Raw genomic sequence first — 22,557 nt, 5'->3', positions numbered from 1 at the left:
CAAGCCGTCGTGGTGGAATTGGTAGACACGCTATCTTGAGGGGGTAGTGGCGAAAGCTGTGCGAGTTCGAGTCTCGCCGACGGCACCACATCAGGGAAGCATTCCCGCGCTCGCAAGAGTCAGGAGGGCAACCCCGTGCAAAGTAGATCGACCCGATGAACCTTGAAGCCTACCTCCCCGTACTCTTGTTCATCCTGGTGGGCTTGGCCATAGGCGTGATCCCGTTGTTGCTGGGCTGGATCCTGGGGCCCAACCGGCCCGATCCGGCCAAGAATTCCGCCTATGAATGTGGCTTCGAGGCATTTGACGATGCGCGCATGAAATTCGATGTGCGCTACTACCTCGTCGCGATTCTGTTCATCTTGTTTGACCTGGAAATCGCCTTCCTGTTTCCTTGGGCGGTGGCGCTCAAGCAGGTGGGTGTCGCAGGGTTGGTTGCCGTGTTCGTCTTTTTGGCCATTCTGGTCGTGGGCTTCGTCTACGAATGGAAGAAGGGCGCCCTTGAGTGGGAATGAACGGGTGTTTGAGAGGTTGTTGCCATGATTGAAGGCGTGATGAAGGAAGGCTTCGTCACCATGAGCTATGACGCCGTGGTGAACTGGGCCAAGACCGGGTCGCTCTGGCCCATGACCTTCGGCCTGGCCTGCTGCGCCGTCGAAATGATGCACGCGGCGGCGGCGCGCTACGACTTGGCGCGTTTCGGTGCCGAGGTGTTTCGCGCCAGCCCGCGCCAGTCCGACCTGATGATCGTCGCCGGCACGCTGTGCAACAAGATGGCGCCGGCGCTGCGCAAGGTGTACGACCAGATGGCTGAGCCGCGCTGGGTCATCAGCATGGGTTCGTGCGCCAATGGCGGCGGTTACTACCACTACAGCTATTCGGTGGTGCGCGGATGCGATCGCATCGTTCCCGTGGATGTGTATGTGCCGGGCTGCCCGCCGACGGCTGAGGCGTTGATCTACGGCATCATCCAGTTGCAGCAGAAAATTCGCCGCACGCAGACCATTGCGCGCGCTTGAAGGGATGGCAAACATGGCTGATGTGGCAATCCGCCCCGAGGCGCTGCGCGAAGCGATGGCAGCGGCCTTGGACAGTCTGGCCAGCGAGGTGACGCTGGCGATGGACGAGGTGACCGTGGTGCTGCCGCTGGGCAACTACCTGACCGCGATGCAGTTGCTTCGCGACGCGCGCGATTGCAAGTTCGATCAACTCATCGATCTGTGCGCGCTCGACTACTCGGCGTGGCGCGATGTCGGCACTGATGGTCCGCGTTTTGCGGTCGTCTCGCATTTGCTGTCGGTGTCGCTGAATCAGCGTGTGCGGGTGCGGGTGTTCTGCCCCGATGATGATTTTCCGGTCGTGCCCTCGGTAACGCCGATCTGGAGCGCGGCCAACTGGTTTGAGCGCGAGGCGTTTGATCTGTACGGCGTGGTGTTCGATGGCCACGAAGACCTGCGCCGCATTCTCACCGACTATGGCTTCATCGGCCACCCCTTCCGCAAGGATTTCCCGATCTCCGGCGAGGTGGAAATGCGCTACGACGAGCAGCAGCGCCGCGTGATCTATGAGCCGGTGAGCATAGAGCCGCGCGAGATCACGCCGCGCGTGATCCGCGAAGACCACTATGCGGGGCTCGATCGCGGTGATCAGTGGCATGGCGGGGTGAACCGGTAATGGCTGAAATCAAGAACTATTCCCTGAATTTCGGTCCGCAGCACCCGGCCGCGCACGGCGTGCTGCGCCTGGTGCTGGAGCTCGATGGCGAGGTGATCCAGCGCGCCGACCCGCATATCGGCCTGTTGCACCGGGCGACGGAAAAATTGGCGGAGACCAAGACTTTCATCCAGTCGCTGCCCTACATGGACCGGCTCGATTACGTCTCCATGATGTGCAACGAGCATGCCTATTGCCTTGCCATCGAGAAGCTGCTTGGCCTGCAAGTGCCCATCCGTGCGCAGTACATCCGCGTGATGTTCGCCGAGATCACGCGGCTGATGAACCACCTGATGTGGTTGGGTTCGCACGGCCATGACTGCGGTGCGTCCACCATGCTGCTCTGGACCTTCCGCGAGCGCGAGGATCTGTTCGACATGTACGAGGCGGCCTCCGGCGCGCGCATGCACGCGGCGTATTTCCGCCCGGGCGGTGTGTACCGCGACCTGCCCGAGAGCATGCCGCAGTACAAGCAGAGCAAGGTCAAGAGCCCGAAGGCGATCGCCGATCTCAATCGCAATCGTCAGGGCAGTCTGCTCGATTTCATCGACGATTTCACCCAGCGCTTTCCGGCCTGTGTCGATGACTACGAGGTGCTGCTGACGGAGAACCGCATCTGGAAGCAGCGCACCGTGGGCGTCGGCGTGGTCTCGGCCGAGCGTGCGTTGAACCTGGGCCTGACCGGTCCGATGTTGCGCGGCTCTGGCGTTGCCTGGGATCTGCGCAAGAAGCAGCCCTACGAGGTCTATGACCGCATGGATTTCGACATCCCCGTGGGCAAGACCGGCGATTGCTACGACCGCTATCTGGTGCGCGTCGAGGAGATGCGCCAGTCCAATCGCATCATCATGCAGTGCGTCGATTGGCTGCGCGCCAACCCTGGCCCGGTGATCGTGGACAACTACAAGGTTGCCCCGCCGCCGCGCGAGCGCATGAAGACCGGGATGGAAGACCTGATCCACCACTTCAAGTTTTTCTCTGAAGGTTTTCGCGTGCCTGCGGGTGAGGCCTACGTGGGCACCGAGCACCCCAAGGGAGAGTTCGGCATTTACATGGTGAGCGATGGGGCGAACAAGCCTTATCGCCTGAAGATTCGTGCCCCGGGGTTTGCCCACCTGGCTGCGTTTGACGAGCTGGTGCGCGGTCACATGATCGCCGATGCGGTGGCAATCATTGGCACGATGGATATCGTGTTCGGAGAGATAGATCGATGATCACCGAAGCAACCCGGGAGCGTTTTGCCACCGAAGTGGCCAAGTACCCGGCCGGGCAACAGCGTTCGGCCGTGATGGCGTGTCTGGCGATCGTTCAGCAGGAACAGGGCTGGATCAGCCAGGACAGCGAGGTGGAAGTGGCGGCATACCTTGGCATGCCGCCGATCGCGGTGCACGAGGTCACCACCTTCTACAACATGTACAACCAGAAGCCGGTGGGCAAATTCAAGCTTGCCGTCTGCACCAACCTGCCTTGCCAGCTGCGCGGTGGTGGCCAGGCGATGGAGCATCTGCAGGGCAAACTGGGCATTGCCATGGGCGACACCACCAGCGACGGGCTGTTCACTTTGCAGGAATGTGAGTGTCTGGGTGCCTGCGGCGATGCGCCGGTGATGCTGGTCAATGACCGCGACATGTGCAGCTATATGGACAACGGCAAGCTCGATACGCTGATCGATGGCCTGCGCACTGCGGAGGGCAAGGCATGAGCACGGTGCAGCAAGTCCTCGCGGGTTTTCGGGGGCAAGGGCAGGAGACCTGTTTTCACGGCCGCCATATCAGCCCGCAGATTTACGCCGGTCTCGATGGCGGCAACTGGCGCCTGAAGGATTACGAGGCGCGCGATGGCTACAAGGCGCTGCGCAAGATTCTGGGCGCCGATGGCGGTCAGAAGCTGACGCCGGATGAGGTGATTGCCACGGTGAAGGCCTCGGGCCTGCGCGGTCGCGGCGGTGCTGGCTTCCCCACCGGGCTCAAGTGGAGCTTCATGCCCAAGCATGCGCCGGTCAAGCATCTGTGCTGCAACTCCGACGAGGGCGAGCCCGGCACCTTCAAGGACCGCGACATCCTCATGTACAACCCGCACATCGTCATCGAAGGCATGGCGATCGCGGCATATGCGATGGGTGTGAGTCTGGCCTACAACTACATCCACGGTGAAATTTTTTCTACCTACGAACGCTTCGAAGAAGCGTTGCAAGAGGCGCGCGCCGCCGGCTATCTGGGCAAGGATGTTTTGGGTAGCGGTTTTGACTTCGAACTGCATGCCCACCACGGTTTTGGTGCCTACATTTGCGGTGAGGAGACCGCGTTGCTGGAATCGCTGGAAGGCAAGAAGGGCCAGCCGCGCTTCAAGCCGCCGTTTCCGGCGAGCTACGGCCTGTACGGCAAACCGACCACGATCAACAACACCGAGACTTTCGCCGCCGTGCCCTGGATCTTCCGCCACAGCGCGCAGGAATATCTGGAGTGTGGCAAGCCGAACAACGGCGGCACCAAGATTTTCTCGATCTCGGGCGACGTGGAAAAACCCGGCAACTACGAGATTCCGCTGGGCACGCCGTTCACCAAGCTGCTTGAACTGGCGGGCGGTGTGCGTGGCGGGCGCCAACTCAAGGCGGTGATTCCCGGCGGCTCGTCCTCCCCGGTGCTTCCGGCGGCGATCATGAACGAGTGCACGATGGACTACGACAGCATTGCCAAGGCGGGCTCTATGCTGGGTTCGGGCGCGGTCATCGTGATGGACGAGACGCGCGACATGGTTGAATGCCTGGTGCGCCTGTCGTACTTTTACATGCACGAATCCTGCGGCCAGTGCACGCCCTGCCGCGAAGGCACGGGCTGGCTATGGCGCATGGTGCACCGCATCCAGCACGGGCAAGGGCGTCCCGAGGACATCGAGAAACTCGACGAGGTGGCGTTCAACATCATGGGCCGCACCATCTGCGCCCTGGGCGACGCGGCGGCGATGCCGGTGCGCGCGATGATCAAGCACTACCGTCATGAGTTCGTGGCCAAGATCGAGGCTGCGGCGCGGCAGGCGCAAGCCGCCTGATCGCGGAAAGAGCATATGGTTGAAATCGAACTGAATGGCAAGAAGGTTGAGGTGCCCGAGGGCAGCATGGTGATGCATGCGGCCGAAATCGCCGGGACTTACATTCCCCATTTCTGCTGGCACAAGAAGCTTTCCATCGCGGCCAACTGCCGCATGTGTCTGGTGGATGTGGAAAAGGCGCCCAAGGCGGTGCCTGCCTGTGCCACGCCAGTGGCCAACGGCATGATCGTGCGCACGCTGACCGACAAGGCGGTGAGGGCGCAGGAATCGGTGATGGAGTTCCTGCTGATCAACCACCCGCTCGACTGCCCGGTGTGTGACCAGGGTGGCGAATGCCAGTTGCAGGATCTGGCGGTGGGCTACGGCATGTCGGCCTCGCGCTTCACCGAGGAAAAGCGCGTGGTGCTCCGCAAGGACGCCGGCCCGCTGATCTCCATGGAGGAGATGACGCGCTGCATCCACTGTACGCGCTGCGTGCGTTTCGGCGAGGAGATCGGCGGAGTGATGGAGCTCGGCATGGTCAACCGAGGCGAGCATTCCGAGATCACCACGATCAAGGGCGATACCGTTGATTCCGAGATCTCGGGCAACATGATCGACATCTGCCCGGTGGGTGCGCTCACCAGCAAGCCGTTCCGGTTCGCCGCCCGCACCTGGGAGCTCTCGCGCCGCCGCTCGGTCTCGCCGCACGATTCCAACGGCGCCAACCTCACGGTACAGGTGAAGAACCACAAGGTGTTGCGCGTCGTTCCGTACGAGAACGAAGACGTCAACGAATGCTGGATCGCCGATCGTGATCGCTTCTCCTATGAGGCACTCAACAGCGACGAACGCCTGACGCGGCCCATGCTCAAGCAGGGCGGCCAATGGCACGAAGTGGACTGGCAAACGGCACTGGAGTATGTGGGCAACGGCCTGCGCGAGATCATTGCCGAGCATGGCGCCGGGAGCGTGGGCGCGCTGGTCAGCCCGCACAGCACGCTGGAAGAGCTTTTCCTGGCCAAGCAGGTCATCAATGGCCTGGGCAGCGACAACATCGATCACCGCTTGCGCGCCGCCGAATTCGTGGCGGGGGCTGGCGTGCGCTGGCTCGGCACTTCGATTGCCTCGCTCAGCACGTTGCAGGCGGCGCTCGTCGTCGGCTCCAACCTTCGCAAGGATCACCCGCTGTTCGCGCAGCGCATCCGCCAGGCAGTGCGCAAAGGTGGCTGCTCGGTCAATGCGATCAATGCGACCGGTCACGACTGGGCCATGGGCATGGGGCAGGTGATGCTCGCTCCGGCCTCCGGCTGGGCCGCGGCACTCGCCAAAGTGGCCGCAGCGGTTGCGGCGCAAAAGGACATCGCCGCGCCGGTGCAGGTGGCCGATGTGGGCGCAAAAGCCAAGGCCATCGCGGCGGCCCTCATTGCGGGCGAGCGCAAGGCCATCCTGCTGGGCAACGCGGCGGCGCACCACGCCCAGGCGTCCAGTCTGCTCGCGCTGGCGCAGTGGATAGCACAGCACACGGGCGCCAGCGTGGGTTACCTCACCGAAGCCGCCAACACCGTAGGCGCGCAATGGGTGGGGGCGCAGCCGGCGGCAGATGGCCTGAACGCCGCGCAGATGCTGTCGGGTTCGCTCAAGGCGGCGCTGCTGTTCAATACCGAGCCCGAATTTGATTCGGCTGCGGGCAGCGCCGCGGCCGAGGTTTTGGCCAAGGCGTCGATGGTGGTGACCTTCAGCCCGTTCAAGGCCAATAGGGCGTTCAGCGACGTGTTGCTGCCGATCGCGCCTTTCACCGAAACCTCGGGCACCTTCGTGAATGCCGAAGGGCGCATCCAGGGCTTTCACGCCGTGGTCAAGCCGCTGGGGGAAACGCGCCCTGGTTGGAAGGTGCTGCGCGTGCTGGGCAATCTGCTGGAAATACCGGACATGGATTGGGAGACCTCCCAGGATGTGCTCTCGGCCATCACTGGCGGGCCGGCAGGCGCGGTGGATTTCGTACCGGCGGCACGACTCGACAACTCGACCCAGGCGGCCTTGGTTGCCGATACGGGCGATGTGCCTGAGCCGGTGTCGGCGAGCATCTACCAGCTCGACGGGCTGGTGCGGCGTGCCAATGCATTGCAAAAAACCGCTGACGCGCGCGCTGAGCTTGCGGGAGGTGCTGCATGATCGATAGCATTTACAACACCGGTTTGCAGCTCAGCAGCGCCCCGTGGTGGACGGGCGCGGGCTGGCCGGTGGTCTGGGGCCTGGTCAAGATCGTTTGTGTCGTGGTGCCGCTGCTGGTGGCGGTGGCGTACATGACGCTCTGGGAACGCAAGCTGCTGGGCTACATGCAGGTGCGCCAGGGCCCCAATCGGGTCGGGCCGTGGGGCTTGTGGCAGCCGTTCGCCGACGGCATCAAGCTGTTGACCAAGGAGCTGATCCAGCCCACGCAAGCGAGCCAGCGCCTGTTCTGGCTCGGGCCGGTGCTGGCGATCATGCCGGCGCTGGCCGCCTGGGTGGCGGTGCCGTTCGCACCGCACATGGCAGTGGCCAACATCGATGCGGGTCTGCTGCTGATTCTGGCGATCACCTCGATCGAGGTCTATGGCGTGATCATTGCCGGCTGGGCCTCCAACTCCAAGTACGCCATGCTCGGCGCGCTGCGCGCCTCGGCGCAGATGGTGAGCTACGAAATCGCGATGGGCTTTTGCTTCCTCGTGGTCATCATGGTCACGGGCAGTCTCAACATGACCGAGATCGTCATGGGCCAGGGTCGTGGAGCCATGGCGGGCCTGGGCCTGGGTTTCCTGTCGTGGAACTGGTTGCCGCTGCTGCCGATTTTCGTCGTCTATCTGGTTTCGTGCGTGGCCGAGGTCAACCGCCATCCGTTCGACATGACCGAGGGCGAATCGGAGATCGTCGCCGGCCACATGGTCGAGTATTCCGGCATGGGCTTTGCCATCTTCTTCCTCGCGGAATACGCCGCGATGTGGCTGGTCTCCACGCTGGCCGTGATCATGTTCCTGGGCGGCTGGCTGCCCCCGTTGGAATTCCTGAGCTTTGTACCGGGCTGGATCTGGCTCGCCGTCAAGACCGCCTTCGTTGTTTCGTGCTTCATCTGGATTCGCGCCACGTTTCCGCGTTACCGCTACGACCAGATCATGCGTCTGGGCTGGAAGATTTTCATTCCGGTCACGCTGGTATGGCTGATCGTGGTAGGCGCGTGGCTGGTGTCGCCGCTGAACATCTGGAAGTGACCGGAGGACCTGTTCATGGCTGCCGTTGCCGAACCATCCAACTTCGTACTCAAGGATTTCCTCAAGAGCTTCATGCTCTGGGAGATCGCCAAGGGCATGGTACTCACTGGGCGCTACGCCTTCCGGCGCAAGATCACGCTCGAATACCCCGAGGAACATACGCCGCTGTCGCCGCGCTTTCGCGGCTTGCACGCGCTGCGCCGCTACGACAATGGCGAAGAGCGCTGCATCGCCTGCAAGCTGTGCGAGGCGATTTGCCCGGCGATGGCCATCACCATCGAATCCACGCAGCGCGACGACGGCACGCGTCGCACCACACGCTACGACATCGACCTGACCAAGTGCATCTTCTGCGGCTTCTGCGAAGAGAGCTGCCCGACGGACTCCATCGTCGAGACGCATATCTTCGAGTACCACGGCGAGAAGCGCGGCGACCTGTATTTCACCAAGGAAATGCTGCTGGCCGTGGGCGACCGCTATGAGCCGGAAATCGCTGCGGCCAGGGCGGCCGACGCCAAATACCGCTGAAGCGCGGCTTTTTACCCAAGATCTGATTCATGGACGCTCAAGCCGGTTTTTTCTATCTGTTTTCCGCGGTGCTGCTGTATGCGGCGCTGCGTGTCGTCACCGCGCGCAACCCCGTGCATGCGGTGCTGCACCTGATTCTTGCCTTCTCGCAGGCCGCCGGTATCTGGCTGCTGCTCAAGGCCGAATTCCTGGCCATCGTGCTGGTGCTGGTCTACGTGGGCGCGGTGATGGTGCTGTTCGTCTTCGTCGTCATGATGCTGGACATCCGCATGGACAGCCTGCGCGGCAATCTGTGGGCGCACCTGCCGCTCGCGGCCTTCGTGGGCGGCCTGGTCGCGTTTGAAATGGGTGCGGTGCTCATGACGGGTTTTCGCGGTGTGGACGAGGCCAGGCCCATGGGCATGGCGCTGGATGCGGCCGGGCAGGTGATCGCGTACTCCAACACGCGCGAGCTGGGCAAGCTGATGTACACCCAGTACCTGTACCCGATCGAGGTGGCGGCGGTGATCTTGCTGGTGGCGATGATCGCGGCCATCGCCCTCACGCTGCGTCACCGCAAGGACACCAAGGCCATCGATGCCGGTCTGGCGGTACGCGCGCGTCCCCAGGATCGGTTGGTGATGGTAAAGATGCCCGCGACCCAGATGGCGCCAGCGCCCGAGCCGGTGGCTGAAGCCGCGACGGGTGCAGAGGAGAAGAAAGCATGAGCCTGACGCTGGGCCACTACCTGACCTTGGCGGCGCTGCTGTTCGCCATTTCCGTCGTTGGCATCTTCCTCAATCGCCAGAACCTGATCGTGCTGCTGATGGCCATCGAGATGATGCTGCTGTCGGTGAACATCAACTTCATCGCCTTCTCGCATTACCTCGGCGACATGCACGGGCAGATCTTCGTGTTCTTCATCCTGACCGTGGCGGCATCCGAAGCTGCCATCGGTTTGGCGATTCTCGTGCTGCTGTTCCGCAACAAGTCCAGCATCAACGCGCAGGACATCAACACCCTCAAGGGTTGAGCCGCCCTGTACTGCAAGGTTTTGTCCATGAGTTCAACCCTTTCCGCTTCGACGCTGCTCATCGTCCCGCTGGCGCCGCTGGCCGGGTCTTTGCTGGCGGGCTTTTTCGGCACGGCGCTGGGCGGCAACCGCTTTGGCCGCGGCCTCTCGCATACGGTGACCATCCTGGGTGTGTTCATCGCGTTTGTCGTCTCGGTGCTGACGTTGCAAGCCGTGGTCAATGACGGCGCGCGCTTTGACCAGACCATCTACACCTGGATGACGGTGGGTTCGTTCCAGATGAACGTGGGCTTTCTGATCGACCCGCTCACGGCGCTGATGATGACGGTGGTGACCTTCGTCTCGCTGATGGTGCACATCTACACCATAGGCTACATGGCCGATGACGACGGCTACAACCGCTTCTTTGCCTACATTTCCCTGTTCACCTTCAGCATGCTGATGCTGGTGATGAGCAACAACTTCCTGCAGCTGTTTTTCGGTTGGGAAGCGGTCGGCCTGGTGTCCTACCTGCTCATCGGCTTCTGGTTCAAGCGCCCGACCGCGATCTTCGCCAACCTCAAGGCCTTCATGGTCAACCGCGTGGGCGACTTCGGCTTCATCCTCGGCATTGGCCTGGTCTGGGCCTATACCGGCACGGTGCATTACAAGGAAGTCTTCGCGCAGGCCTCGCAGTTGGCGACGCTGACCTTCCCGGGCACGGAGTGGATGCTGCTCAGCGTGATGTGCATCTGCCTGTTCATTGGGGCGATGGGCAAGTCGGCGCAGTTTCCGCTGCACATCTGGCTGCCCGATTCGATGGAAGGCCCGACGCCGATCTCCGCGCTGATTCACGCCGCCACGATGGTGACGGCCGGCATCTTCATGGTCGCGCGCATGTCGCCACTGTTTGAGCTCTCGGATGCGGCCTTGAGCTTCGTGCTGGTGATCGGCGCGATCACCGCGCTGTTCATGGGCCTGGTCGGCATCGTTCAAAACGACATCAAGCGTGTGGTGGCGTATTCCACGTTGTCGCAGCTCGGCTACATGACGGTGGCACTGGGCGTGTCGGCGTACTCGGCGGGCATCTTTCACCTGATGACGCATGCCTTCTTCAAGGCGCTGCTGTTCCTCGGTTCGGGCTCGGTCATCATCGCCATGCACCACAACCAGGACATGCGCTGGATGGGGGGCTTGCGCAAGTACATGCCCATCACCTGGATCACCTTCCTGCTGGGCACCCTGGCGCTGGTGGCCTCGCCGTTCTTCTCGGGTTTTTACTCCAAGGACAGCATCATCGAGGCCACCGCCGAGAGCGTGCTGCCGGGCGCGGGTTTCGCGCATTTTGCAGTCGTGGCGGGCGTGTTCGTCACTGCGCTCTACAGCTTTCGCGCCTATTTCATGGTGTTTCATGGCCCCGAGCGCTACGACCAGAATCCCGATGCGCACCACGGGCACGACGACCATGGCCACGGTCATGGTGGCAAGCCCCATGAGACGCCTTGGGTCGTCACCGTGCCGCTGATCCTGCTGGCCATTCCTTCGGTCGTGATTGGTTACCCCTACATCGAACCCATGCTCTACGGCAGCTTCTTTGGCGATTCGATCCAGGTCCTGGCGGCGCACCCGGCGATGGCCGAGCTCAAGGCGGGTTTCCACGGCCCGATGGCGATGGCACTGCATGCGGTGCAGACCTTGCCGTTCTGGCTGATGCTGGCCGGGTTTGCCGTGGCGTATTACTGCTACATGGTGAACACCGCACTGCCCGCCAAGGCGGCCAAGGCGTTCAAGCCGCTGTACGACATTCTGGTCAACAAGTTCTACATGGACTGGATCAACGAGAACATCGTCATGCGCGGTGCACGCCTGCTGGGTACCGGCCTGTGGAAGGGTGCGGACGCGGGTCTGATCGATGGCGCGGTGGTCAACGGCTCCTGGCGCGGGATAGGCTGGTTCGCCGGTATCGCCCGCTGGGTGCAGTCGGGTTACCTCTTCCACTACGCGCTGGTGATGATTCTGGGTGTGCTGGCCTTGATGACGTACTTCGTCTGGCTCAACAAGTAGGAGAACAATAAAAATGGCTTGGTTGAGTCTCGCCATCTGGCTGCCGATCGCGTTCGGGTGTTTCCTGCTGTTTTTCAAGCGCGAGGAGCAAGCCGGATTCGTGCGTTGGGTGGCGCTTTTGGGTGCGTTGCTGGGCCTGCTGGTCACGGTGCCGCTCTACCAGGGTTTCCAGACTGGCACCGCACAGATGCAGTTCGTCGAGAACCTGCCGTGGATTGCCCATTTCCACATGAACTACCACCTGGGGCTGGATGGCCTCTCGTTCTGGTTCGTGCCGCTCACGGCCTTCATTACGCTGATCGTGGTGATTGCGGGATGGGAGGTGATCCGCGAGCGCGTGAACCAGTACATGGCGGCGTTCCTGATTCTCTCGGGGCTGATGATCGGCGTGTTCAGCGCGCTCGACGGCATGCTGTTCTACGTGTTCTTCGAGGCCACGCTGATCCCGATGTATCTCATCATCGGCGTCTGGGGCGGGCCGCGCAAGATTTATGCGGCGTTCAAGTTCTTCCTCTACACGCTGCTGGGTTCGCTGCTGATGTTGATCACGGTGATTTACCTGTACAGCCGCTCCGGCGGGAGTTTTGACATTCTCACCTGGCACGAGCTGGCCATTCCCGCAACGGCGCAGACCCTGCTGTTCTTCGGCTTCTTCGCGGCTTTCGCGGTCAAGGTGCCGATGTGGCCGATTCACACCTGGTTGCCCGACGTGCACGTCGAGGCGCCGACCGGCGGCTCGGTGATCCTGGCGGCCATCATGCTCAAGCTCGGCGCCTACGGCTTCCTGCGCTTTCTGCTGCCCATCGTGCCCGATGCCGCGCATGAATGGGCACCGTTCATCATCACGCTGTCCCTGGTCGCGGTGATCTACATCGGCTTCGTTGCCATCGTGCAGAAGGACATGAAGAAGCTCGTGGCCTACTCGTCGGTGGCGCACATGGGCTTCGTCACGTTGGGCTTCTTCATCTTCAACGACCTGGGAGTCGCGGGCGGCATCGTGCAGATGATTGCGCACGGCTTTGTCTCCGCCGCCATGTTTCTGTGCATCGGCGTGCTGTACGACCGCGTGCACTCGCGCGAGATCGCGGACTATGGCGGCGTGATCAATGCCATGCCGAAGTTCGGCGCGTTTGCACTGTTGTTCTTCATGGCCAATTGCGGCTTGCCGGGCACGGCCGGATTCGTGGGCGAATGGATGGTGATCCTGGCCTCGGTCAAGTACAACTTCTGGATCGGTTTTTGCGCCGCCTGGGCGGTGATTCTGGGTGCGGCCTATTCGTTGTGGATGTTCAAGCGCGTTTATTTCGGCGATATCGCCAATGAGCATGTCAAGGCCATGCCCGACATCAACAAGCGCGAGATCTTCATCCTGACCCTCCTGGCGATTGCCGTGCTGTTCATGGGCATCTACCCCAAACCCTTCACCGACGTGATGGACGCTTCGGTGGCGCATCTGCTGCAGCAGCTTGCCACTTCCAAATTGTGATGGGCCCCGGCGGAAAGAAACACAATGATTGACAACCTCAGCTGGCTGGCGGTGTATTCGGAGATCGTGTTGCTCGTGATGGGCTGCGTGATCGCTTTGGTGGACCTGGGCGTGTCCAGTCGCTATCGCAGCGTTACCCATTTCCTCACGCTGCTCACCCTGGGTGTGGTCGCGGGCCTGGAAGCGATGTACGCCAGCAGCGGCAATACGTTTTATGGCTGGGGCAACATGGTGGTGTCCGACAGCATGGGCAGCTGGCTCAAGTGCTTCGCTGCCGTCACCATGATGGCCTGCCTGGTGTACGGGAGACCTTATGCGGGCGATCGGGACATGTTGCGCGGAGGCGAGCTGTTCACCCTCTCCACCTTCATGCTGCTGGGCATCTTCGTGATGATTTCGGCCAACAATTTCCTGGTGATCTATCTGGGACTGGAGTTGCTTACGCTGTCGAGTTACGCGCTGGTGGCGCTGCGCCGTGACGATGCGGTGGCGACCGAGGCGGCGATGAAATATTTCGTGCTCGGCGCCATGGCCAGCGGCTTTTTGCTCTATGGCCTGTCGATGATTTATGGCGCCACCGGCACGCTGGATATCGGCGAAGTCTTCAAGGCGATCAACGCCGGTCAGGTGCGCCACCAGGTACTGGTGTTCGGCGTGGTGTTCATCGTCTCGGGTCTGGCGTTCAAGCTCGTGGCAGTGCCGTTTCACATGTGGACGCCCGACGTCTACCAGGGTGCTCCGACGGTGATTGCCGTCATCATCAGCAGCGCACCCAAGCTGGCCGCCTTCGGCATCACCATGCGCCTGCTGGTCGATGCGCTGCTGCCGCTGGCGATTGACTGGCAGCAGATGCTCGCGGTGCTGGCGATCGCTTCGCTGTTCGTCGGCAACGTGATCGGCACGATGCAATCGAACATCAAGCGCATGCTGGCGTATTCGGCGATTTCGCACATGGGTTTCATGTTCCTCGGTCTGATGTCAGGCGTGGTCAATGGCGCGGTCGATTCGGTGATGGCTGAGCGCGCTTACAGCTCCGCGATGTTCTATGTGGTGACCTACGTGCTTACGGTAGTGCCCGCCTTCGGCGTGATCCTGCTGCTGGCGCGTGAGGGCTTCGAGAGCGAGGAAATCGCCGATTTCGCCGGGCTCAACCGCCGCAGCCCGCTGTATGCCGGCATCATGTGCGTGTGCATGTTCTCGCTGGCCGGCATTCCGCCGCTGGTGGGCTTCTATGCCAAGCTTTCCGTGCTCGAAGCCTTGATCTCCAGTGGCAGCACGCTGCACATCGCGCTGGCGGTGTACGCGGTGGTGATGTCGGTCATCGGTGCGTTCTACTACCTGCGTGTGATCAAGGTCATGTACTTTGACCAGCCGCTGACGGCGACGACCGTCTCTGCTCCGGCCGATGTGCGCATCGTGCTGACCTTCAACGCGGCTCTGGTGTTCATTGTCGGCATTCTGCCGGGCGGTCTCATGGCGCTGTGCGCCGATGCGATCGTGCGCACACTGGCCTCATGAGGGTCCTGTGAAGGTCCTGGACCTGCTTTGCCCGATGGACCATGCGTTCGAGGGCTGGTTTGCGTCCGAAGAGGATTTTCTGGCGCAGCAGCAGCGCCAGCTGGTGCAATGCCCGATGTGCGGCAGCGGCGAGGTCCGCAAGGCGCTGAGTGCGCCGCGTCTGAATTTGCGCGGGGGTTCCGATGCGCCATCGCTGACCGAGAAATCAGTAACTCAGGAAGTGGTCAATGCCGTTCCGGGGCGCGGCAGTCCTGCTCTGGCGCTGCAGGCTGCGTGGCTGGAACTGGCGCGCAAAGTCATGGCGAGCACCGAAGATGTAGGCGAGCGCTTTGCGTCCGAGGCCAGGCGCATGCACCGCGAGGAGACGCCTGAGCGGGCGATTCGCGGCAAGGCGAGCGCACAGGAAACGGCCGAGCTGCTGGAGGAGGGCATTGCCGTCTTCCCCTTGCTGCTGCCGGATGCGGCAAAGAACACGCTGCAGTGAAAGCGCGCGGCGGCGCTTGGATCGCCTCGATGGCGCAGGCTTATGCGTCTACCGCATTAGCTCACAAATAAGTCTTCGTTTGAGTTTCGGCCTTCCTTTCGCACAATCGACCCCATTGTTTTCATGGGGTGAGTGCAATGCGTGGCAAGCAATGGTTTCAGGCAACGTTGGTGGCGGCGCTGGTGGCGGCGGGTTCGCTGGTTCAGGCGCAGGTGGTGGGTGCCGTCAACGGCTCGGCGCAGGCAGCGCGCGCGTTTTTCCAGGATACCCGTGCGACCTTTGCAGGACATGAATCCCGCAGCGCCGTTGCAAATGCCGGGTCCGATGCGTTTGCATTGAGTACCACCACGGACATGCAAGCGCTGGCACAACTGGGTGTGGTAGCGCAGGATTGGGCCCATCAACAGCCAAAAGGGGTGGCTCCGACGGCGTCTACCGTCGTTTTCCTGGTCCGCGCCGGCAACCCCAAGGGTATTCGCGACTGGAGCGATTTGGTGCGCCAGAACGTGCACGCGGTTGTATCCAATCCCAAGCTGTGCAACAGCGGGCGTTATGCCTACCTGGCTGCCTGGGGCAGTGCGCGTGAACAGGGCGCCAGTGATGCGCAGGCCGCTGAATTTGTCGCCACGCTCTACCGGCAGGCGCAGGTGCTTGCAAAAGGAGAGCGAGATGCCGTTACGGCATTTGCGCGGGAGAGGCAGGGTGATGTGCTGATTGCGCTGGAATCCGACGTTGCCAGCATCCGCGGCTCGGCGGGCGGCAGCGAATTCACGGTGATCTATCCGTCGACCAGTGTTTTGGCAGAAAACCCCGTTGCCTTGGTCGCGCAAGGCGCGAGCGAGAGTCAGCTGCGTGAGGCGAGAGCCTATCTGGCCTATCTCTACACCGATGAGGCACAGGAGATTGCGGCACGCCACGGCCTGCGTCCGCAGTCGGCGGCGGTGCTGGCGCGCCATGCAGAGAGCTTCAAGGCCATCTCGACGTTTCCCGTGACCAAGTATTTCGGCAGCCTGGAGCTGGCGCAGAAAGTGCATTTCAGTGCCGGTGGTCGGTTTGACCAAATCTGGCAGCCCGGCGCGGCGCAGTTGGCGGCGGCGGGCGCACGCGCGCCTTTGTGAATCACGCCATGGTGTAGAGCGGCAGATCCTGCTCGCTCGCGATCGCATCGAGCTCCTGGCGGGATTTGCCGCGCAGCCATTCGGCGGTGGCTTGGTGCACGTCGGGTGCATGTGGATCGGTATGGGGCGGCAGCTGCACCAGGGCAAACAGGCGCCCGGCAAAGTGGGGCTCCAGCGCGGCGAGCGCAACTCGCCCGTCGGCGCAGTGATAGACGCGATAACCGGCGTGCTTGCCGCCCACGTCGCCTTGCGCCGTGGTCAGGCCCCAGCGGCGCGGCAGGCCAAGCCAGGCGGCAGCGTCCGACAGCGCCACATCGATGCAGCAGCCCACACCGGTCTGCGCACGCGCCAACTGCGCTTGAAGTACCGCCTCGCTGGCCATCAGGGCGCCGCCCATGTCGGCAAACAGCGTGGGCGGCAATTCGGTGCCTGTCACCAGCCCGACCTGTGCCATGTAGGTCAGGTCGTGCCCCGGCTCCTCGGCGGCCATGCCTGGACTGCCCACGATGCGCACCAGCGACAGCCTGGGATACCGTGCATGCAGCGCCTCCCAAGCCAGGCCGAGCTTGGCGAGTGCGGAGGGGCGAAAGGATGTGAGCAAGACATCGGTCTGCGCCAGTTCCGCTGCCACCAGGGCTTGTCCTTCAGCTGCCTTGAGGTTGGTGTGCAGCACGCGCACGCCGGCGTGCATGGTGGCGTAGGCCTCGGGACAGTAGATACCCATCGGGTCGCTGCTGGCGTGGCCCGGCTGTGGCGGGGGTTCGAGCTTGGCGCACTCGGCACCCATCTGGCGGCAGCGCATCAATGCGGCGGGACCGGGAAGATTCAAGGACAGGCTGAGGATGCGGACGCCGGCGAGCGGCGCAATGGGCTGGTGAGCGGGCATGGCAATCAGGGCGGTAGGCGGCAGATGGTGCGCAAGACGGCACAATCATCGGTTGAACAAACTTTTCGAGTGCAGTCTAAATGATCGATACCGCCGTGAGTCCGCAGGCCAGCGCACTGGCGCAGGTGTTGGTGCCGTCTGCGCGCATGCCGGTGTTGTTTGTCGGCCATGGCAGTCCCATGAACGCCATCGAGCACAACGCCTGGCGCCAGACTTGGCAGGATTTGGGGCAGGAGCTGCTGGCGCGCGCGCCGCGCCCGCAACTCATCGTGTGCATTTCGGCGCACTGGCTCACACGCGGCGGCTGGTGGCTGACGGGTATGGCTGAGCCACGGACCATCCATGATTTCGGCGGCTTTCCGCGTGAACTGTTTGACCAGCAGTACCCGGCTCCGGGCGCACCCGAGGCGGCGCAGGTGCTGGCCCAGTTGCTGCGCAGCCCTGCGACGGGTGCAGCGCTGCAGGTGGATGAAAGCGAATGGGGGCTGGACCATGGCGCCTGGAGCGTGCTCAAACCCATGTTTCCTGCGGCGGACGTCCCCGTGATTCAACTGAGCATGGATTACGAACGCCCTGTGAGTGAGCACCTTGCGCTGGGTCGGCAGCTGGCTGTGCTGCGCGACTGGGGAGTGCTGATTGTGGGTAGTGGCAACACCGTACACAACTTGCGCGCCTTGCGCCCGGAGGCCGGCATCAACGCCACCTATACCTGGGCCAATGTCTTTGACACACGGGTAGCCCAGGCGGTGGAGCAGGGCGATGCGCAGGCTTTGGCCGATTTCCAGCAATGGGGCGAGATCGCGCAGCTCTCGCATCCCAGCTACGATCACTATTTGCCTCTTTTGTACGCCATGGGCGCTGTGAAAAAGGGGGAGCAGCTACGTTTTTTCAATACCGGTTTCCAGAAGGCTTCAATTGCGATGCGCTCCATGCTCTGGGGCTTGCCCACTGAAGCCTGAGTCTGAAGCCTGAGCCTGCATCGGGCGCAAAGGCTGAAGCACTTCACCGATAATCGGGGTCAGACCATGCCGATGCCCGGCGAGCGGCTCGGCGGTACTCCGTCCCCAGCCTTGCCCGTGCCAAACCTGGCGCTCCGAGCGCACGCACGGGTGCTGCACAGCTTGAAAGCGAACTTCCATGCGCGAAGAACATGATTTTCTGGGCGTCAAGCCCATACCGGACGACGCCTATTGGGGTGTGCACAGCGCCCGTGCGGTCGAGAATTTTTCCATCACCGGCAACAGCGTGGCCGAGATGCCCGACCTCGTGCGTGCCTACGCCTACATCAAGAAGGCGGCTGCGCAAGCCAATGCCCAGCTGGGTGCGATCGAGCAGGGCCAGGCCGATGCGATTGCCAAGGCCTGTGACGACGTGATTACCGGCAAGCTGCACGATCAGTTTGTCGTGGACGTGATTCAGGGCGGTGCCGGCACCTCCACCAACATGAACGCCAACGAGGTGATCGCCAACCGCGCGCTGGAGCATCTGGGGCTGGAGAAGGGCCGCTACGACGTGATCCATCCCAACGACCACGTCAATGCCTCGCAAAGCACGAACGACACCTACCCGACGGCGGTGAAGCTTGCGACCTGGTTCGGGATACAGACGCTGCTCACCGCACTGGCCAAGCTGCGTGGCGGCTTTGACGCCAAGGCGCAGGAATTCAAGAGCGTGCTGAAGATCGGCCGCACGCAGTTGCAGGATGCGGTGCCGATGACGCTGGGTCAGGAGTTTGCCGCGTTTGCCACCATGATTGCCGACGACGAAAAACGCCTGCGTGAGTCCAGCCACCTGATGTGCGAGATCAACATGGGCGCGACGGCGATCGGTACCGGCATCAACGCGCCCGTGGGCTACGCCGCGCTGGTAACGCAGCACCTGGCGCAACTCTCCGGCGTACCGGTCACCATGTCGCGCGACTTGATTGCCGCCACCTGCGACACCGGCGGCTTCGCCGATATTTCGGGCGTACTCAAGCGCATTGCGGTCAAGCTTTCCAAGATTTCCAACGACTTGCGCCTGCTGTCTTCGGGGCCGCAAGCGGGCCTGGGCGACATCAAGCTCCCGCCGCGCCAAGCGGGTTCGTCCATCATGCCGGGCAAGGTCAACCCGGTGATTCCCGAGGTGATGAACCAGGTCTGCTACGAGGTCATAGGCAACGATGTGACGATCACGATGGCGGCAGAGGCAGGCCAGCTGCAGCTCAACGCCTTCGAGCCGATCATGGGCTGGTGTTTGCACAAGAGTCTGCACCACCTGGCACAGGCCTGCGACACCTTGCTCGTGAACTGCGTGCAAGGCATCGTGCCCAACCAGGCGCTGCTGGAGCGACGCATCAGCGAGTCAGTGACGCTGGTGACTGCTCTCAGCCCGCTGATTGGCTACGAGAAGGCGGCCCAGATCTCCAAGACCGCGCTTGCCACGGGCAAACCGATTGCCGTCATCGCCGAAGAGCTGGGCATTCTCAGCCAGGACGAGGTGAAGAAGCTGCTGGTGGCCGACAAACTCACGCAACCGGGCGCAATTCAGTCGGTTTGATCGCGCGGTCTGCAAAGTCGCCCATCGTGTGCGGGGTGGCCCTTGGCGCTGCTCCCCGCTTCGGCCATGCCCCGGTTCGCGTTGGGTGCTTGGACCCTGTGCCAAGATGCACGGCTGGCAAGGTTGAAGCGAGGAAAACGTGATGTCAGCACCCACCGCCAGCGCGCTGCTGCGAGAACAGCATGAAGCCATCGATGTCGGCGTGCAGGGCGCCATGGGTGGCAGTGGCAATCCGCAGGAGCTGCAGCGTTCGCTGGATCTGTTGCGTCAGCATCTGCATCTGGAAGAAACGGTGTTGTTTCCGGCACTGGAGGGTTCAGTCGGCCTGTCCATCATGGTGATGGAGCGCGAGCACGGGCTGATGTGGCCCTTGATGCAGGCGCTGACCAAGGCTTGCCGCGAAGGGGCGCCGCTGGAGGCCATGGAAGATGACCTCGATGAGCTGTTCCAGTTGCTGCAAGTGCACAACCCCAAGGAGGAGCAAATCCTCTACAGCGTGGCCGATGAGCATGCGGGCCTGGCCGATGCGCTGGCCGCGGCGCGCTTGCCCGAGGGTTGGGTGTGCAAGGCCGTGAAGGGCAGGATGGCCTGAAATCAAAACCAAAAGTGCTTGAAACCATGATCTGAAAAGCGCAATCAGCTATTGTTTGGATAGTGATTTGCCCGTGGTGTAACGCTTGTTCACATTGAACGTGCGCATGCATCCGTTGGTCCGCCTATATTCATCGGCTTGGCATGAACCAAGGAACAGGCGATGAACGACTCTTTGATCGACGACATGTTGGGGCAGCTGCAGGGGCAGCCCATGGGGCGGATCGCTGCGCAACTGGGCACGGACGCCGGCAGCGCCAGCCAGGCGGTGAGCGCAGCGCTGTCCATGCTCGTCGGTGCGCTGGGGCGCAATGCGCAGCAGCCGGGAGGTGCGGATGCGCTGCTGGGCGCGCTGCAACGTGACCATGCGGGGCAGGGCGCGGTGGATCTGAGTGGCCTGCTCGGTGCGCTCGCTGGCGGTGCGGCTGGCGCAGGCGGCGGTTTGGGCGGCTTGCTGGGCAGCGTGCTGGGAGGTGGTGCATCCGCCGGTCGGCAAATGGATGCGGGCGGGATCCTGGGCCACGTGTTTGGCGGCGCACAGTCGCGCGCCGAGGCGGGCCTGGGCCAGGCCACGGGGCTGAGCGGCTCGCAGGCGGGGAACTTGCTCAAGATGCTGGCGCCGATGGTGATGGCGGCGCTGGCTGGGCGCGTGAACGCGGGGCAGCTCGATGCCGGTGGCCTGGGCAGCCTGCTGGGGCAGGAGCGGGCGCGCGTGCAGCAGCAGGGCGGCGTGGGTGGCGGCCTGCTGGGCGCGGTGCTGGATCAGGATGGCGACGGCAAGGTCGATCTGGGTGATCTGATCAAGCTCGGCAGCAGCCTGCTGGGTGGGCGGCGATAAGCGCCAAATTTCAGGAATCAAAAAAGCGGCTGGCGCCCTGTGGACGGGCGCCAGCCGCTTTCATTTCAAGAGCGTGTTCAGCCGCCCGTGTGGAACTTCACCACCAGCGGCACGATGAGCAGCGCGACGATGTTGATGATCTTGATCAGCGGGTTCACGGCCGGGCCGGCGGTGTCCTTGTAGGGGTCGCCCACGGTGTCGCCGGTGACGGCCGCCTTGTGCGCGTCAGAGCCCTTGCCGCCGTGGTGGCCGTCTTCGATGTACTTCTTGGCGTTGTCCCAGGCACCGCCGCCGGTGCACATCGAGATGGCGACGAAGAGGCCGGTGACGATGGTGCCCATGAGCAGGCCACCCAGCGCCTTGGGGCCAAGCGCCAGGCCGACGACGATGGGCACGGCCACCGGCAGCAGCGACGGAATCATCATTTCCTTGATCGCGGCGCCGGTCAGCATGCCGACGGCGCGCCCGTACTCGGGCTTGGCCGTGCCTTGCATGATGCCCGGGATCTCGCGGAACTGGCGGCGCACTTCTTCAACCACGCTGCCTGCCGCGCGGCCGACGGCCTCCATCGCCATGGCGCCGAACAGGTAGGGGATCAGGCCGCCGATGAACAGGCCGACGATCACCAGCGGATCGGACAGATCAAAGCTCACCGACTGGCCAAAGGTTTCCAGCTTGTGCGTGTAGTCGGCAAACAGCACCAGGGCGGCCAGGCCTGCGGAGCCGATGGCGTAGCCCTTGGTGACGGCCTTGGTGGTGTTGCCCACGGCGTCCAGCGGGTCGGTGATGTCGCGCACGCTGCTGGGCAGTTCGGCCATTTCGGCAATGCCGCCGGCGTTGTCGGTGATCGGTCCATAGGCGTCGAGCGCCACGACGATGCCGGCCATCGACAGCATGGACATCGCGGCGATCGCCACACCATACAGACCGGCCAGGTGGAAGGCCGCCCAGATCGCGATGCAGACGAAGATCACCGGCCAGGCGGTGGATTTCATCGAGATGCCGATGCCGGCGATGATGTTGGTCGCGTGCCCTGTCGTCGAGGCCTGCGCCACGTGCTGCACCGGCTTGTACTGCGTGCCGGTGTAGTACTCGGTGATCCAGACCAGCAGGCCGGTCAGTACCAGGCCTACGACGCAGGCACCGAACAGTTTGCCCACCGCGCCCGTGCCACCCAGGGCGTTGTCCGGAATGATCCAGGCGGTGACGAAGTAGAAGGCAATCAGCGACAGCACGCCGGCGATCGCCAGGCCTTTGTACAGCGCTGGCATCACGTTCTTCATGCCGGGACTGGCCTTGACGAAGAAGGTGCCGATGATGGAAGCGATGATGGAGACGGCCCCCAGCGCCAGCGGGTAGACCACCGCATGCGCGCCCGCGCCCTTGATGAGCAGGCCGCCGAGCACCATGGTGGCGATCAGCGTCACGGCGTAGGTCTCGAACAGGTCGGCCGCCATGCCGGCGCAGTCGCCCACGTTGTCGCCCACGTTGTCGGCGATCACCGCCGGGTTGCGCGGGTCGTCCTCG

The 22,557-nt window shown here is 62.9% G+C and carries 22 protein-coding genes and 1 tRNA gene; 21 read left to right on the top strand and 2 right to left on the bottom strand.

The window, feature by feature from the left end:
- Window positions 1-3 precede the first annotated feature (3 nt).
- The 17 genes from ABS45_RS12815 (at window position 4) to ABS45_RS12735 (ending at window position 16,177) form a co-directional block, all read left to right on the top strand.
- Window positions 4-88 (top strand) — tRNA-Leu (locus ABS45_RS12815).
- Between the two features lie 67 nt (window positions 89-155).
- Window positions 156-515: an NADH-quinone oxidoreductase subunit A gene (locus ABS45_RS12810; RefSeq protein WP_291555954.1), complete on the top strand. Its 360-nt coding sequence runs from the start codon at window positions 156-158 to the stop codon at window positions 513-515.
- 24 nt (window positions 516-539) lie between these two features.
- Window positions 540-1,019, top strand: a complete 480-nt coding sequence (locus ABS45_RS12805; RefSeq protein ID WP_024537263.1) for an NADH-quinone oxidoreductase subunit B — start codon at window positions 540-542, stop codon at window positions 1,017-1,019.
- A 13-nt stretch (window positions 1,020-1,032) separates the two neighbouring features.
- Window positions 1,033-1,674 carry an NADH-quinone oxidoreductase subunit C gene (locus tag ABS45_RS12800; RefSeq protein ID WP_291555951.1) on the top strand — a complete coding sequence of 214 codons (642 nt, stop codon included), beginning with the start codon at window positions 1,033-1,035 and terminating at the stop codon, window positions 1,672-1,674.
- The gene (locus ABS45_RS12795; RefSeq protein ID WP_291555949.1) at window positions 1,674-2,927 is read left to right on the top strand and encodes an NADH-quinone oxidoreductase subunit D; all 1,254 of its coding nucleotides are present in this window, start codon (window positions 1,674-1,676) and stop codon (window positions 2,925-2,927) included. The genes ABS45_RS12800 and ABS45_RS12795 overlap by 1 nt, the downstream gene beginning before the upstream one ends.
- The gene (gene nuoE, locus ABS45_RS12790; protein ID WP_291555946.1) at window positions 2,924-3,415 is read left to right on the top strand and encodes an NADH-quinone oxidoreductase subunit NuoE; all 492 of its coding nucleotides are present in this window, start codon (window positions 2,924-2,926) and stop codon (window positions 3,413-3,415) included. The genes ABS45_RS12795 and nuoE overlap by 4 nt, the downstream gene beginning before the upstream one ends.
- Window positions 3,412-4,761, top strand: coding sequence for an NADH-quinone oxidoreductase subunit NuoF (nuoF, locus tag ABS45_RS12785; RefSeq protein ID WP_291555944.1), 1,350 nt, complete (start codon window positions 3,412-3,414; stop codon window positions 4,759-4,761). Before nuoE ends, nuoF begins: the two co-directional genes overlap by 4 nt.
- 15 nt (window positions 4,762-4,776) lie before the next feature.
- Window positions 4,777-6,915 carry an NADH-quinone oxidoreductase subunit NuoG gene (gene nuoG, locus ABS45_RS12780; RefSeq protein ID WP_291555943.1) on the top strand — a complete coding sequence of 713 codons (2,139 nt, stop codon included), beginning with the start codon at window positions 4,777-4,779 and terminating at the stop codon, window positions 6,913-6,915.
- On the top strand, window positions 6,912-7,988 hold the full coding sequence (nuoH, locus tag ABS45_RS12775; RefSeq protein WP_291555941.1) for an NADH-quinone oxidoreductase subunit NuoH: 1,077 nt from the start codon (window positions 6,912-6,914) through the stop codon (window positions 7,986-7,988). Before nuoG ends, nuoH begins: the two co-directional genes overlap by 4 nt.
- Before the next feature lie 15 nt (window positions 7,989-8,003).
- A complete protein-coding gene (nuoI, locus tag ABS45_RS12770) occupies window positions 8,004-8,516 on the top strand; it encodes an NADH-quinone oxidoreductase subunit NuoI (protein WP_024537256.1) in 513 nt (170 codons plus the stop codon).
- Between the two features lie 29 nt (window positions 8,517-8,545).
- Complete coding sequence (locus ABS45_RS12765) at window positions 8,546-9,223, top strand: NADH-quinone oxidoreductase subunit J (RefSeq protein ID WP_291555938.1); 678 nt, start codon at window positions 8,546-8,548, stop codon at window positions 9,221-9,223.
- Entirely contained in the window at window positions 9,220-9,528 is a 309-nt protein-coding gene (gene nuoK, locus ABS45_RS12760) for an NADH-quinone oxidoreductase subunit NuoK (RefSeq protein WP_024537254.1), read from the top strand. The genes ABS45_RS12765 and nuoK overlap by 4 nt, the downstream gene beginning before the upstream one ends.
- Before the next feature lie 27 nt (window positions 9,529-9,555).
- Window positions 9,556-11,571, top strand: a complete 2,016-nt coding sequence (nuoL, locus tag ABS45_RS12755) for an NADH-quinone oxidoreductase subunit L (protein ID WP_291555935.1) — start codon at window positions 9,556-9,558, stop codon at window positions 11,569-11,571.
- A gap of 13 nt (window positions 11,572-11,584) precedes the next feature.
- Window positions 11,585-13,057 carry an NADH-quinone oxidoreductase subunit M gene (locus ABS45_RS12750; protein ID WP_291555933.1) on the top strand — a complete coding sequence of 491 codons (1,473 nt, stop codon included), beginning with the start codon at window positions 11,585-11,587 and terminating at the stop codon, window positions 13,055-13,057.
- A 24-nt stretch (window positions 13,058-13,081) separates the two neighbouring features.
- On the top strand, window positions 13,082-14,575 hold the full coding sequence (nuoN, locus tag ABS45_RS12745) for an NADH-quinone oxidoreductase subunit NuoN (protein WP_291555931.1): 1,494 nt from the start codon (window positions 13,082-13,084) through the stop codon (window positions 14,573-14,575).
- 7 nt (window positions 14,576-14,582) lie between these two features.
- Window positions 14,583-15,059, top strand: coding sequence for a DUF1178 family protein (locus tag ABS45_RS12740; RefSeq protein WP_291555929.1), 477 nt, complete (start codon window positions 14,583-14,585; stop codon window positions 15,057-15,059).
- Window positions 15,060-15,196: 137 nt separating this feature from the next.
- Window positions 15,197-16,177: a sulfate ABC transporter substrate-binding protein gene (locus ABS45_RS12735; RefSeq protein WP_291555927.1), complete on the top strand. Its 981-nt coding sequence runs from the start codon at window positions 15,197-15,199 to the stop codon at window positions 16,175-16,177.
- Window position 16,178: 1 nt separating this feature from the next.
- Here the strand turns inward: ABS45_RS12735 and ABS45_RS12730 are convergent, their stop codons facing one another.
- The gene (locus ABS45_RS12730) at window positions 16,179-17,063 is read right to left on the bottom strand and encodes a CoA transferase (protein WP_291555925.1); all 885 of its coding nucleotides are present in this window, start codon (window positions 17,061-17,063) and stop codon (window positions 16,179-16,181) included.
- Window positions 17,064-17,143: 80 nt separating this feature from the next.
- Between ABS45_RS12730 and ygiD the strand changes: the two genes are divergently transcribed.
- The 4 genes from ygiD (at window position 17,144) to ABS45_RS12710 (ending at window position 21,030) form a co-directional block, all read left to right on the top strand.
- A complete protein-coding gene (gene ygiD / locus ABS45_RS12725) occupies window positions 17,144-18,022 on the top strand; it encodes a 4,5-DOPA dioxygenase extradiol (protein WP_291555923.1) in 879 nt (292 codons plus the stop codon).
- Window positions 18,023-18,200: 178 nt separating this feature from the next.
- Entirely contained in the window at window positions 18,201-19,601 is a 1,401-nt protein-coding gene (locus tag ABS45_RS12720; RefSeq protein WP_291555921.1) for an aspartate ammonia-lyase, read from the top strand.
- Window positions 19,602-19,743: 142 nt separating this feature from the next.
- Window positions 19,744-20,193: a hemerythrin domain-containing protein gene (locus ABS45_RS12715; protein WP_291555919.1), complete on the top strand. Its 450-nt coding sequence runs from the start codon at window positions 19,744-19,746 to the stop codon at window positions 20,191-20,193.
- Between the two features lie 162 nt (window positions 20,194-20,355).
- A complete protein-coding gene (locus ABS45_RS12710; RefSeq protein WP_291555917.1) occupies window positions 20,356-21,030 on the top strand; it encodes a DUF937 domain-containing protein in 675 nt (224 codons plus the stop codon).
- A 77-nt stretch (window positions 21,031-21,107) separates the two neighbouring features.
- On the opposite strand, the gene ABS45_RS12705 is transcribed toward ABS45_RS12710, so the two are convergent.
- Window positions 21,108-22,557 (bottom strand): sodium-translocating pyrophosphatase (locus tag ABS45_RS12705; protein WP_291555916.1); only part of this gene is annotated, 1,450 nt, incomplete at its 5' end.

Source organism: Comamonas sp. SCN 65-56 (assembly GCF_001724135.1).
Taxonomy (GTDB): domain Bacteria; phylum Pseudomonadota; class Gammaproteobacteria; order Burkholderiales; family Burkholderiaceae_C; genus Comamonas_C.
Note: the sequence above shows the minus strand (reverse complement) of the source record. Positions and strands in the feature narration are given on the sequence as shown.

Excerpts from the sequence above, each read along its gene's own strand:
- ABS45_RS12810 (WP_291555954.1), top strand. The coding sequence starts at position 156 with ATGAACCTTGAAGCCTACCTCCCCGTACTCTTGTTCATCCTGGTGGGC.
- ABS45_RS12805 (WP_024537263.1), top strand. The coding sequence starts at position 540 with ATGATTGAAGGCGTGATGAAGGAAGGCTTCGTCACCATGAGCTATGAC.
- ABS45_RS12800 (WP_291555951.1), top strand. The coding sequence starts at position 1,033 with ATGGCTGATGTGGCAATCCGCCCCGAGGCGCTGCGCGAAGCGATGGCA.
- ABS45_RS12795 (WP_291555949.1), top strand. The coding sequence starts at position 1,674 with ATGGCTGAAATCAAGAACTATTCCCTGAATTTCGGTCCGCAGCACCCG.
- nuoE (WP_291555946.1), top strand. The coding sequence starts at position 2,924 with ATGATCACCGAAGCAACCCGGGAGCGTTTTGCCACCGAAGTGGCCAAG.
- nuoF (WP_291555944.1), top strand. The coding sequence starts at position 3,412 with ATGAGCACGGTGCAGCAAGTCCTCGCGGGTTTTCGGGGGCAAGGGCAG.
- nuoG (WP_291555943.1), top strand. The coding sequence starts at position 4,777 with ATGGTTGAAATCGAACTGAATGGCAAGAAGGTTGAGGTGCCCGAGGGC.
- nuoH (WP_291555941.1), top strand. The coding sequence starts at position 6,912 with ATGATCGATAGCATTTACAACACCGGTTTGCAGCTCAGCAGCGCCCCG.
- nuoI (WP_024537256.1), top strand. The coding sequence starts at position 8,004 with ATGGCTGCCGTTGCCGAACCATCCAACTTCGTACTCAAGGATTTCCTC.
- ABS45_RS12765 (WP_291555938.1), top strand. The coding sequence starts at position 8,546 with ATGGACGCTCAAGCCGGTTTTTTCTATCTGTTTTCCGCGGTGCTGCTG.
- nuoK (WP_024537254.1), top strand. The coding sequence starts at position 9,220 with ATGAGCCTGACGCTGGGCCACTACCTGACCTTGGCGGCGCTGCTGTTC.
- nuoL (WP_291555935.1), top strand. The coding sequence starts at position 9,556 with ATGAGTTCAACCCTTTCCGCTTCGACGCTGCTCATCGTCCCGCTGGCG.
- ABS45_RS12750 (WP_291555933.1), top strand. The coding sequence starts at position 11,585 with ATGGCTTGGTTGAGTCTCGCCATCTGGCTGCCGATCGCGTTCGGGTGT.
- nuoN (WP_291555931.1), top strand. The coding sequence starts at position 13,082 with ATGATTGACAACCTCAGCTGGCTGGCGGTGTATTCGGAGATCGTGTTG.
- ABS45_RS12735 (WP_291555927.1), top strand. The coding sequence starts at position 15,197 with ATGCGTGGCAAGCAATGGTTTCAGGCAACGTTGGTGGCGGCGCTGGTG.
- ABS45_RS12730 (WP_291555925.1), bottom strand. The coding sequence starts at position 17,063 with ATGCCCGCTCACCAGCCCATTGCGCCGCTCGCCGGCGTCCGCATCCTC.
- ygiD (WP_291555923.1), top strand. The coding sequence starts at position 17,144 with ATGATCGATACCGCCGTGAGTCCGCAGGCCAGCGCACTGGCGCAGGTG.
- ABS45_RS12720 (WP_291555921.1), top strand. The coding sequence starts at position 18,201 with ATGCGCGAAGAACATGATTTTCTGGGCGTCAAGCCCATACCGGACGAC.
- ABS45_RS12715 (WP_291555919.1), top strand. The coding sequence starts at position 19,744 with ATGTCAGCACCCACCGCCAGCGCGCTGCTGCGAGAACAGCATGAAGCC.
- ABS45_RS12710 (WP_291555917.1), top strand. The coding sequence starts at position 20,356 with ATGAACGACTCTTTGATCGACGACATGTTGGGGCAGCTGCAGGGGCAG.